The following is an 11586-nucleotide window of genomic DNA, read 5'->3' on the forward strand; positions in this document are numbered from 1 at the left end:
TGGGTTCATCATGCATTATTGCCGTTTCAACCGTAAAGTTCTGTTCGAACAGGTGGCTAGTGAGCATATTTGTTTCATAACGATTAACCATAACTACGTTGAAAAAGACAGTTCGCATACTCGGAATTAGTCTAGCCGTTATTTTGGCTGGACTTGTAGGTGCATTGGGTTATGTCAAATATGCTTTGCCCAATGTAGGCGAAGCGCCCACTATCAAAGTCAGTGCGACCAAGGCTCAGATTGAACGGGGTCGTTACCTGGCCAATCACGTCAATGTTTGTATTGACTGCCATAGCACCCGCGACTGGAGCCGCTTTGCGGGGCCACCTGTGGCGGGTACCACGGGCAAAGGGGGAGACCGGTTTGGTCCTGAGGTGGGGTTTCCCGGTACATTTTATGCCCCAAATATTACGCCTTCCGGAATCGGTCAGTGGAGTGACGGTGAAATTATTCGCGCTATTGCATCGGGGGTAACACGGGAGGGCAAAGCGATTTTTCCTGTGATGCCCCATCCTGCTTACGGTCGAATGGATGTGGAGGACGTGAAATCAATCGTGGCTTACGTGCGTACATTGAAACCGATTGACAATGCTGTTCCAGCCTCAGAAGCTGATTTTCCGATGAATTTTATTCTCAACACCATTCCCCAAAAACCTGCTTTCCAAACGAAACCTGACACTACAGATGTCCTGGCCTACGGTGGGTATCTGGTCAATGCCGCTGGCTGCACCGAGTGTCATTCTCAGCAGGATCAGGGAAAAGCGATTGCCGGTCTGGAGTTTGCCGGAGGAAGAGAGTTTGTCATTCCCGGTGGCAAGGTGCAATCGGCCAACATAACGCCGGACACCAAAACGGGCATCGGCCAGTGGACAAAAGAAGCCTTTGTTGCTCGTTTCAAAGCGTATGACCCAGCGCGGGGGTACATGGCACCCGAAGTTAAACCCGGAGACCGGCAATCGCTGATGCCCTGGACGATGTACGCTGGTATGACCGAATCGGATCTAGGAGCAATCTACACGTACTTGAAAACACTAAAACCTGTCCCTAACCGCGTAACCACTTTTGTTGCAAGTCGATAAGAGAACGGGTAGAGGAGTGCTAGACGGTACTGAGGTTTTACAATCAACATTGCTTCTTCCAGGACGACAGAATGCTGTACGTAGCAAACTCTAGGTTCGCTTACGAGTTACTTGTTTAAACAAGTACTATGATTCGTCAGCCACAGATTAACGATTTAGCCCTTATCAGTGACCGACAAACGGGTGCCTTACTGGATAAGCAAGGTACAATCAGTTGGTTTTGTCCGACCCGCTTTGATGCCGAGGCCGTATTTTCGCTACTACTTGACCAGCAAAAGGGAGGTTACTGGCTTGTTGAAGCGGATGATAAACAATTTGTAAGCCGGGCTTACCACGAACGAAGCAGTGTCTTAACGACACAGTATACGGTAGCAGGGCAACCTTTTTTCATTACGGATTGGATGCCCATAGACTTTGCGTTTAGGGGCATTTGTCGCCAGTTCTCGAATGCTACTGAGGAAATCACCAACCGTATCCGACTAAAGCCTGACTATGGATTGAGAGATTGCATTCCTGTTCTGGCTGACGATAGCTTGTCCGTCAATTTTCCTTCTGTTAGCTTGTGCCTTTACACATCGCACCCCTCAACGCTGGAAGAAAACGAACTCGTCTTTCGCATTCCGGCTAACGAAACCGGCTGGGCCGTCCTGGTTGATGAACGTAAACCGCATCCCCCACTAACAGTTGAATTGCTACAGGATTCCCTGCGTCATACAGAGAACGTGTGGAAGCAACTGGGTTCGCTCCTTGTCTACGACGGCCCGTACGAAAAAGAAGTGAACGATTCGATCCGGGCTATCCAACAGTTAACGTACGCCAAAACGGGCGGTATAATAGCGGCTGCCACCACGTCGCTACCCGAAGTGATTGGCGGGAAACGGAACTACGATTATCGTTTTGTCTGGATGCGGGATGTTGCCCTCATCACCGGGTCAATCGTCCAGGTTGACGAAGTAGGGGAAGTTGAAGAAAACTTTCTTTCGTTTATGTGTGGGGCTTTGGGTAAAAATGATCAAGCCAATCTGTCTCCTTTTTATAGTGTAGAAAAAGAAGTTATAGCCAGCGCGGAGCAACTAGAGCTTGGGGGCTACCGAAACAGTCGGCCTGTACAGATTGGTAATACCGCCAGTAAACAGTTGCAATTAGACAGTGACGCGAACATACTCATCGCGGCTAAGCTGGTTTATGATCGATTCGGTAAACGGGAGCATTGGGAGGCTGTTTGTAAAGTAGCCAACTTTCTGGCCGAAAACTGGAAACGTGAAGACAATGGTATCTGGGAAGAAGAAGTCAGGAAGCATTATACAACCAGTAAAGCCTATACGGCCAGAGGCTTAGAGTTCATAGCCAAATACGCTGATTCGCCAGCCCAGGCGTCTTATTGGAAGGAAACGGCTTCTCAAATCCGCAAGTTTGTGCACGATCACTGCATGACCAAACAGGGTGCGTTTGCGGTGTATGCGGGTTCGGAGGAAGTAGACATTGCGGCTGCTTTGTTTACGCCCTGGTCCTACACGGAGCCCGACAGTCGGGAGATGAAAGCAACCGTACAAGCGCTGGAAACCGACTACTGCCGAAATCACTTATACTGGCGTCATCTGGAAGAGTTTGATTCGAAAAAGGAGGGGGCATTTTTAGCCGGTACGTTCTGGATGGCTCATCATTATGCCATCGCCGGTAATCTGCCTAAAGCAAAGGCTATTATCGAAGCGGGGTTGGCGTACCAAAATGATCTTGGCTATTTCAGTGAAGAAGCGGGTATTAACTCGGGAGAAATGCTGGGCAATTTTCCCCAAACCTTTGTACATTCCTCATTCATCTGCGCTGTTAACGGCCTAAAACTAGCCATGGCGGGCAAAGATAGCCGTGCCTTTTAGCAAGTCGGAGATAAACGCAGTCTCTTGCCGGACGGGTGAAATCAGCGGATAATAAAAGGCTACTAACTACGGCTGGCCTGGCGTTTTATAGGCTAATGGACTGATTGCTTTCTGCTCTGATAACGCTTCGACGGAAGTTTTGAATGATTTCTTCAGCACGTATTGAGCCATTACCGGAAAGTGGTCTGAAAAAGAAATACCTGATAAGGTTTGGCAGGCTTTGATGTGCCAGTCTGAACTAACGAATTGCTGGTCGATGCGAACGCAATAGGGGTGTCGGTTCAATGTAAAACCGAGCCCCTGCCCGGCTTCTTCAAACGCGTTTTTAAAGTTCTGGCTTAATTTTCCGTACGAGTAACCGATGGGTGTTTCGTTGAAATCTCCGCAGATAATCACCGGATATCGACTGCCTACCACGTACAATTCAACTTCCTGAAGTTGTTCATTCCGGTTTTCAAACCCTTCTTTTAGTCGGTGAAATGTATCGCCTAGTTCGAAACAAAAGCGACCGATATTCCCTGATCTCAAGGCTTCCATAGCCTCATTGGTACGCACGCCCATCGACCACAGATGAACATTGACGACCCGGATCGTATCGGCTCCGTAAGCGATATCAGCGCACAAAAATCCGTTTATATCGGGACCGTGCGTTCGATTCCAGATCCGTCCATACTGTTTTACAATCGGGTATCTGGAAAGCAGAGCCAGTCCAATTTGACGGTCTTTATCGAAGCAGGTCAGCTTCTCAACTTTCGTAGCGTATTGGCTTTCAAGCTGAGAATTAGGTGAGTACTCCTGAAAACAGGCGATGTCCGCTTTCAAAAGAGATTCGTCCAGTTTGTTGTTCGTACTGACTGGGAACGTTTCACTATTGAAACTCAATACATTCAATGTCTGTGCCTGGCTGATCTCCAAGTCAACAGCGCTTGTCCCTACCAATCTCTTTACGACGACAAACGAGAACAAAACCCAGATCAATCCAGCCATAGCTATCTGGCTTTGCCGCTTGTAAAGCAAATAAATGCAGGCAATCAATCCGCAGGGAATAGCCAGGGGCAAGGTCATCATCACAAACCCGGTAAGCCAATGACCAACCACTGGATAATAGCAAAAAGCCACCGTAAAAAACAGGTAGCTGAGTGCTGTATAGGCTAGTGGAAATTGCCGGTATTTAGCCCAGAAAATTGTTGCTACGTTTGTGAGCATTGCCCATGCATGCCGCAGAAGCAATACCAAAAGACTAATTAGTTTATAAAAAGTTAGCATAGCTTTCAATGTGGAGGTGGGTTGTGCGAACGGAAAATTCGTTGCTATTATTTGACAGCAAAACTGCCATTGCCGATCCTGAATCCTTCAGAATACAGTTCCACCGAGTAATTACCCGGCTTATAGGCCGTATCCCGGCGAAATAAAATATCAACCTGCTGATCGTTATTTTCGAAGGGAACCGACTGACGGATGCTATACCCGATCTCCCGGCCTTCGAACCATAACACCCCGCCAATACCGGTTTCGCTGACGACAGCTCCGTTGGCGTCCAGTATGCGTACGTAGATATCTTTATTGTTTTTCAACGCTACCGGATTCGATGGTATGATAAAGCTTATTTTTAGACGGTCGATGCGCGACGCTTTGTAGGAACCACCGTCGCGTTCTCTGCCGTTGGAAGCCAGGGCATTGACTTTTACGTTTACGGCTTTCATGGCTGAAGCCAGCGTCACTTTATCCTTTAAGTCGGCGTTTTGAGCGGAATAGTCAACCACCGTTTGCGTTAAAGCCGCTTTTTCGCTTCTTAGCCCTTCGTTTTCGCTTAAAATAGTTTGTTTTTCTTCTTCCAGTACCCGAGCCTGGTTACGAAGTTGTCCGTTTTCGTCTTTCAGCTTGCGTATATCTTCCTCGTTTAAAACCAGGAAATTCTGGTAATCCTTGATCTTGAGCGTATATTTCTGAACAGAAAAGGAAAGATCGTATTTAAGTTTCTTTTTGTCGTTTTCCAGTTGTCGCTTAATGCGTTCCAACTCCGTTACGCTGCCGCCGAGCTGTCGCACTTCGACAATCTTTTTGTCCAGTACCGTTGAAATGGAATCGAGTTTGTTCTGAGTAAGGGCAAACTGCTCTACTTTGGAGGTGAGCAATTTCTGGACTTCCAGGGTTTCGTTGCGGGAGCCGATGAACAGATACGCCAGTAACGCCAGAATGCCAGCCAAAGCCCCAACGGTTAGGTTTAGCACCTCTTGCTTTTTACTTGTTGCTTCAACTTCCATCTTCCTAGAATTAGTAGATTATATGCAAAGCAACAAAACCGAACTTAAGCAGAACTTAAACTGACTTTAAATTTACCTTAAAATGGAGCTAAACTGGATAACGTTAAAATAAAGGTGGTTCCTTTTGGGGTAGACTGGACTGTTATCTCCCCCTTGTGCATCTGAGTGACCTGTGCAACAACAGCTAAGCCAACCCCATGTCCTTTACTCGACTGAGCGGTGGCATTCCCCCGAAAGAAAGGCTGAAAGATGTGCGGCAAGTCGGCGGGTGGTATTTGTGATCCCTCGTTGAAAACGGAAATAATAATCTTTCCTTTCTGTGAGCGAAAATCAACTGTTGCCGTTTTCTGGGGAGAGAACTTACAGGCATTATCCATGAGATTCATGAGCAAAACCTGCAACGAAGCTTTATTGCCCTGTGTGATCAACGCTTCTTCATCGTCGGGAAAGTCAGTGAACGTTAGCTGAACGGTGTAGTCTTCGTGCCAGTCCTGCAACCGCGTTTTCGTTTCCCAAAGGAGTTCATCCATTCGGACCGGCTCGAAGTACATCGTGTTCGCTCGGATAGACGTATTAGCCAGTTCTAACAAAGTATTTGTTAGTTGCGTCAGGCTACGGGCATCTTCCTGCAACGATTGCAGCGTTCGTTCGTACGTCTCCGGATTTCGTTTTTGAATCAGTGCGACATCAATCTGCGAATTGATTTTGGTAAGCGGATTTTTCAACTCGTGCGAGACGTTGGCGATAAACATTTTTTGGGTGTTTAAAGCCTGTTGGATTCGGTCGAGTAATTGGTTGAATGTCGCTACCAGCAAACCAATTTCATCCGACTGATTCGGGTGTTCCACGCGCCTGTCCATGTTGGCCGGAAAAATGGTATTAACCTGCTGAATAATACCCGACATGGGTGCTAATGCCCGGTCGGCAAAAAGCCAGCCCGAAACGCCAAGTAGTAAGATTGCGGCCAACACCATAACCGTAAGAATCTTTTTGAGATCGTTCAGCGCTTCGATTCCAGGTTGGTCAATGCCACTGACGATCACCCAGTTACTGCCGTTGCCCCGTGCCAAGTGAATCGCAACGATTTGGTAATCGTTCTGGTGTAGATACAGACTCTGAGAGGTTGAATCGAGTTTGGAGATAAACTGTTGGTGAAACTGGGTATTCGCGGGATTCGTAGAAAACAAGACTTCTTTTGTCTTGTCATTATAAATCGAAATGTTCTCGTTGAGCAACGGCACTTTATCGGCTGAGTCAATCAGTCGCAGGACCGTACTATCCGTTTGCTGTAAATCAAAAAGCAGCGTAGTTGTGGTAATCGCGCGATCCTGAAGGCGCTTGAAGAATCGTTTTTCCAAGTAAAGCTTACTGAAAAAGTAAACCCCGACCGAAAAGAACAGTAAGATCAGCGTGACCAGAAAAACAAACTGGTACGTTAGGCGGGTACGGATGTTAATCATTATGACACTAACTTTACGACATAGCCCATACCAATCTGGGTATGGAGCAACTTGATATCGAAGTCTTTGTCGATCTTTTTGCGGAGAAAATTTATGTATACTTCGATCACATTGGTTCCCGTGTCGAACGTTACATCCCAGTGTTTTTCTGCCAGTTCAACCTTAGAAATTACGCGCCCCTGGTGTCGCAGAAAATATTCCAGTAGCTGAAACTCTTTGGCTGTCAGGGAAATTTCTTTACCCCCGCGCACTACCTTTTTAGTATCCGGATTTAATTCCAGATCGGCAATTTTAAGCAAATTAGCGGTTGGAGCGATATTGTTATGACGACGGGTAAGCGCCCGGACCCGCGCCATAAGCTCGCGAAACTCAAACGGTTTGACCAGATAATCGTCTGCGCCCGCGTCGAGGCCCACAATTTTATCGTCGGTAGTTCCCAAGGCGGTTAACATCAAAACGGGCGTGGCTACGTTCGCTGCCCGCAGCTTCCGGCAAAGCTCCAGTCCGTTCATGCCCGGTAAAATAATGTCGCAGATGATGAGGGCGTACGGAGAGCGCGTCGCCAATTGAAAGCCCATCGTTCCGTCGTAGGCTACATCGACTTCCCACTGGTGCTCTTCGAGTCCTTGTTTAATACTTTGAACTGTTTTTACCTCATCTTCAATAATCAGAATATTCATGTGATACCGCTATTTCGCCACTCGAATTTAGAGAAATAACGTAATTGATGAACATTTTCGGTTACTGACCGTCTATTTTCCCAGTTTAGACTTTGCCCGTAAAGCAGCCGTAATCGGTATAAAACTACCCGAAGCGGTATGTTCAGGCTTGCGCACACTCGCTGATAGTCAGCATAAACATACCGCTCCAGGTTTAACAGCCTACTTCGCCGAACTGGACGCTGGTTCTTTGTCCGGATGGTTCGCAAATTCGCTTAGTAGATCCAGCACCTGCTGGACATTGTCAAGCCGGTAGGCGGCATTAGTCGCGCCTTTTCCTATCTTGATCGTATACTGATCTTGTCCTGCCAAGGCCGAAAACATATCCTCGTCGGTACGGTCGTCGCCAATTGCCAGCACAAAATCATACGGAAAAGCAAAAGCTAATTGCTTCGCCATTCGTCCTTTATCGGTGTCTACATTTTTGACTTCGATAACTTTATTGCCATCAATAACCCGTAGCTGGTGTGGTAACAAAGCCATGAGCGTCGTAAGCATTTCCCTTGATCGGTCAAAACCGATATCATCGGCAACACTGCGATAATGCCAGGCCAGAGAATGGTTTTTCTCCTCAATCGACGAGCCTTCGCAGCGACTGACAAAGTCGGCCATCAGTGGCCGGACCGTATCTTTCCAACTCCCATCATCCAGCACCGAACTTCGCCAGCCACCCTCTTGTCTGAGGTACGTACCATGCTCGGCCACAATGTCGACGGGTAGGCCATCAAGCAATTCCTCCAACTTCTCGTGGGACCGCTCACTCATGACCACAACTTTGTTCTGGGAATTTTGCGTGAGCGTGTTCAATAGTTCTTTCACCTGTGCCGAGGGGGCCGTTAACTCCGGCTTATTGGTAAATTCGACCAGCGTTCCGTCGTAATCGATCAATAACAGGCGGGATTGTGCCCGTTCAAACGCTTCGGTTAGTTTGTGTTTTCCAGTGCCTTTCAGGCTACGAACGTGGTTTTTGCGCTTGCCTTGTCGCGTGGCCGCTAAGGCGTCAAAAAAGTCGTTTGCCCACTGCTTAACATCGTATTGCTCAACGCGACGTTGCATCACGGCCATTCGGCGCTGTTGCTCCTCAGGGGGCATCATGAGGGCAACGTTTAATTGGTCGGCTACCTCGTACTCATCCAATGGGTTTACCAGTAAGGCGTCGCCGAGTTCATTGGCCGCACCTGTAAGTTCACTAAGTAGCAAAACGCCCTGCTGATCCTGGCGCGTGGCTATAAATTCTTTGGCGACCAGGTTCATCCCGTCGCGGAGTGGGGTTATCATCGCCACATCGCAGGCGGTATAAAGGGCAATCAATTGGGGAAACGCCAAAGATGCGTAGCGGTACACGATTGGTACCCATGTCAATGTAGCAAACTTACCGTTTATGCGACCCACCGCCTGTTCGATCATTTGCTTCCGTTCCCAATAGGTTTGGATTTCGTCGCGCGACGGGACGACAACCAAAATAAAAACTAAATTACCTTTCCACTCCGGATGACTCTGTAAAAAGGCTTCTAGCGCATCCAGTCGCTGCATGACGCCTTTGGTGTAGTCGAGCCGGTCAACAGAGAAGATTATCTTGCCGGGATAGGATTTTTTCAGCTCATCGCGTTCGGAAACGACATCCGGTTGAGCGTAGGCATCGTGGTAAAGCCCGTAATTAATACCGATGGGAAAGGCCTGACACTGCACACCCCGATCCTGATAAAGAACCTTGGCCAGATTGTGCGACAAGCCTAAATTGAGACTGACTGACTGAAGAAAATGAATCAGATAGTCGTTCGTGTGGAAACCAATCAAATCGGCTCCTAACAATCCTTCCAGCAGGTAATCCCGGCATCGTCTGGGCAACAGCCGCAGTAACTCGTTGGAAGGAAAAGGAATATGCAAAAAGAAACCGATGGTTGCCTCTGGCTCGCGCTCGCGGATCAGCTGAGGCAAAGCCAAGAAATGGTAATCGTGCACCCAAACCATGTCGGTCGGTTTCAAATGTTCGATTACTTTTTCACAAACGGCCTGGTTGGCTGCCTGGTACGCTGTCAGGTATTCGTCGTGATAATCAACGAAGCCTGGAAAATAGTGGAACAGCGGCCAAAGCACGGAATTAGAAAAACCGTTGTAGAATCCTTTATTAACGGCCTTATCCAGAAAAACGGGTACGTATTCAAAATCATCGTTGACCAGGTGTTTGCTTTTCTCCCACACGCTCTGGGTAAAATCCGCACAACCAATCCAGATGGGCTTCTGCGATGATGCGCTCAGATCCAGCGATTTAACGGCGGTTACCAAGCCGCCCGCCGATGGCTTCAACGTGGTTGTTTTATTTTCCGTCTTGAAGGAAAAGGGCAAACGGTAGGAAATAATGATCAATCGATTGTTTTTCATAACGTTGTTGACATTGGCTGGTCTAAGTTAGCAAAACCAACTACTACTTTTAAGAAAGTATCTGTACAAAGGTTTGTTCGTGAATAGGTTAAATTTTAGTGGGTAATAAAGCTTCTGGTCCTGCGCTTTATCATCGATTATTTTTTTGTCGTAAAAGTTGATGGAAAAATAAGGGTGCACTAAGTGAATCAGTACGTTCGTCAAAAGCGGGAGTTTATGCTACCGGTTCATGCTTTGTACATCGGCAAGGGCGCTATCCAGACAGCGATGGAAATGCTCTGGCTCCTCGAAAATAGGGCTATGTGCCGAGTTGGAAAAAGAGAACAGGCGTTTACGCGGGCTTCGTACCTGATCGAAATAACGCCTGGCTGTTACGTAAGGCGTTTGGTAATCATGTGTTCCCTGAAACAGATAGTAAGGAACCTCAAGCGCGGGTGCTGTTTTATATAGGTCGGTGGCTACGACGGCTGGCCACAGATAACGCACACTTTTCATGGCACCGAATCCATAATAAATCTTGTCGAGCACTGTGTATTCGTTGAAAAGCAAAATACTTCGGATAAAAAGGGGGTAGAAATTGGCCCGGTACATACCACCGCCATAGGCGGCAACTAACTCACGCTGCCACATCAGGTAGTCCAGCCAGGCATCAGCCGGGTAGGGGGGAGGGCCTTGCCTTAACAGCCGGTTTACCTGTCGGCGTTCACCCCGTCTTCGGGCTTCGGCTAACACCCAATTATATGAAATCTGTTCTGCCTCCAGCTGGTTGGCAATCTGGCTTATGCTGAAATAAGCCGAAAACAATTCAGGCTGTTTCTGTACGGTGAGGATACCCAAAAATGTGCCCCACGAATGTGCCATGAGGTAGATACGAGGCTGCCGAAATCGCTTCGTTAACCACTGGCTTACGGCAACGGCATCATTGACAAAGGTAGAAACCCTAAATGTGCTGTCGAACACAGTGCCGTCATACGATTTGCCCGCTCCACGTTGATCCCAGTTGACAACAACAAACTTTTCTTCGAGCTCATGACCTACGAGCAGCGATGCTTCCGGTAAGCCGGGCCCACCATGTAGAAACAAAAGAACGGGTTTTGTACTATCGGCACCGCGCATCAGTAGCCACTGCGTAGTGCCGTTGATAGTTACCGCTTCGAGTTTGGCGATGCTACGGGGTAAGGGCTGGCCGTTGGTTCCCCGAATAGGCTTGGTCTTACCCGGACTAGTCCAGATCAGGAAGCCAACGGCCATGATCAACAGGAAAAAGACTATTCCACCGATTTTTTTCAGCATCTATACGATAGCAGACAAATTATACCGGTCGGCCCCTGCCTGCTTAGTGAACAGCTATAAATTGGTTTTAGCGTCAGACAGATGCTGTCCTAAAGAATCCAAATAAGCCCTTCGTTGAGTCATCAAGCCTGCTCCAATTTCAAAAAGGCCAAAAATAACATGGGGTAAGTAGACGCGGTCCGCAAAGCCAAAAAGCCAGGGTGACGCTGCCATGACCACCCCACTCATCACATCCATGCTCAAGTGAGCTGGCATTGGAATGACCTTGATAAAACCTCGCTCGTAATCGGTAAAGATCGAGTAGACAAGTGCTAGCGCACCCAGGACCACAGGCACCCACTGGGCGGCTGTTCCGTCGGCAAAACCAAACAGCCAGGGAGAAACCATAAATAAAAGGCCACTAAGATAGTCTAATATACCGTGGACCTTTGTTGGAATGAACTGCATTGTATTTGTTGTTTAGTGTTCCCATAAACAACGCCTTACAAGTTGTATAAGCTCATTCTGGCAGG

9 protein-coding genes are annotated in these 11586 nt (G+C 47.9%); 2 read left to right on the forward strand and 7 right to left on the reverse strand.

Going from position 1 to position 11586, the window contains the following annotated elements:
• Positions 1-98: 98 nt before the first annotated feature.
• The gene (locus LQ777_RS26325) at positions 99-1079 is read left to right on the forward strand and encodes a c-type cytochrome (protein WP_232563423.1); all 981 of its coding nucleotides are present in this window, start codon (positions 99-101) and stop codon (positions 1077-1079) included.
• A 128-nt stretch (positions 1080-1207) separates the two neighbouring features.
• Positions 1208-2956 (forward strand): glycoside hydrolase family 15 protein, encoded by a 1749-nt coding sequence (locus LQ777_RS26330; protein ID WP_232563424.1) that lies wholly within the window; start codon positions 1208-1210, stop codon positions 2954-2956.
• A 66-nt stretch (positions 2957-3022) separates the two neighbouring features.
• Here the strand turns inward: LQ777_RS26330 and LQ777_RS26335 are convergent, their stop codons facing one another.
• From LQ777_RS26335 to LQ777_RS26365, 7 genes are all read right to left on the reverse strand, one after another.
• Positions 3023-4222, reverse strand: a complete 1200-nt coding sequence (locus LQ777_RS26335; protein ID WP_232563425.1) for an endonuclease/exonuclease/phosphatase family protein — start codon at positions 4220-4222, stop codon at positions 3023-3025.
• Positions 4223-4269: 47 nt separating this feature from the next.
• Entirely contained in the window at positions 4270-5220 is a 951-nt protein-coding gene (locus LQ777_RS26340) for a hypothetical protein (protein WP_232563426.1), read from the reverse strand.
• A 77-nt stretch (positions 5221-5297) separates the two neighbouring features.
• Positions 5298-6680, reverse strand: a complete 1383-nt coding sequence (locus LQ777_RS26345; protein ID WP_232563427.1) for a sensor histidine kinase — start codon at positions 6678-6680, stop codon at positions 5298-5300.
• Entirely contained in the window at positions 6680-7360 is a 681-nt protein-coding gene (locus LQ777_RS26350) for a response regulator transcription factor (protein ID WP_232563428.1), read from the reverse strand. The genes LQ777_RS26345 and LQ777_RS26350 overlap by 1 nt, the downstream gene beginning before the upstream one ends.
• 201 nt (positions 7361-7561) lie before the next feature.
• Positions 7562-9781, reverse strand: a complete 2220-nt coding sequence (locus tag LQ777_RS26355) for a bifunctional alpha,alpha-trehalose-phosphate synthase (UDP-forming)/trehalose-phosphatase (protein WP_232563429.1) — start codon at positions 9779-9781, stop codon at positions 7562-7564.
• Positions 9782-10000: 219 nt separating this feature from the next.
• Complete coding sequence (locus tag LQ777_RS26360) at positions 10001-11074, reverse strand: alpha/beta fold hydrolase (protein WP_232563430.1); 1074 nt, start codon at positions 11072-11074, stop codon at positions 10001-10003.
• 54 nt (positions 11075-11128) lie between these two features.
• Positions 11129-11521 carry an SPW repeat protein gene (locus LQ777_RS26365; RefSeq protein ID WP_232563431.1) on the reverse strand — a complete coding sequence of 131 codons (393 nt, stop codon included), beginning with the start codon at positions 11519-11521 and terminating at the stop codon, positions 11129-11131.
• Between the last annotated feature and the right edge of the window lie 65 nt (positions 11522-11586).

It is taken from the genome of Spirosoma oryzicola (assembly GCF_021233055.1).
In the GTDB taxonomy this organism is placed as follows: Bacteria; Bacteroidota; Bacteroidia; order Cytophagales; family Spirosomataceae; genus Spirosoma; species Spirosoma oryzicola.

Bases quoted from the DNA above. Each gene is read 5' to 3' on its own strand.
- LQ777_RS26330 (WP_232563424.1), top strand. From the start codon at position 1,208: ATGATTCGTCAGCCACAGATTAACGATTTAGCCCTTATCAGTGACCGA.
- LQ777_RS26335 (WP_232563425.1), bottom strand. From the start codon at position 4,222: ATGCTAACTTTTTATAAACTAATTAGTCTTTTGGTATTGCTTCTGCGG.
- LQ777_RS26340 (WP_232563426.1), bottom strand. From the start codon at position 5,220: ATGGAAGTTGAAGCAACAAGTAAAAAGCAAGAGGTGCTAAACCTAACC.
- LQ777_RS26345 (WP_232563427.1), bottom strand. From the start codon at position 6,680: ATGATTAACATCCGTACCCGCCTAACGTACCAGTTTGTTTTTCTGGTC.
- LQ777_RS26350 (WP_232563428.1), bottom strand. From the start codon at position 7,360: ATGAATATTCTGATTATTGAAGATGAGGTAAAAACAGTTCAAAGTATT.
- LQ777_RS26355 (WP_232563429.1), bottom strand. From the start codon at position 9,781: ATGAAAAACAATCGATTGATCATTATTTCCTACCGTTTGCCCTTTTCC.
- LQ777_RS26360 (WP_232563430.1), bottom strand. From the start codon at position 11,074: ATGCTGAAAAAAATCGGTGGAATAGTCTTTTTCCTGTTGATCATGGCC.
- LQ777_RS26365 (WP_232563431.1), bottom strand. From the start codon at position 11,521: ATGCAGTTCATTCCAACAAAGGTCCACGGTATATTAGACTATCTTAGT.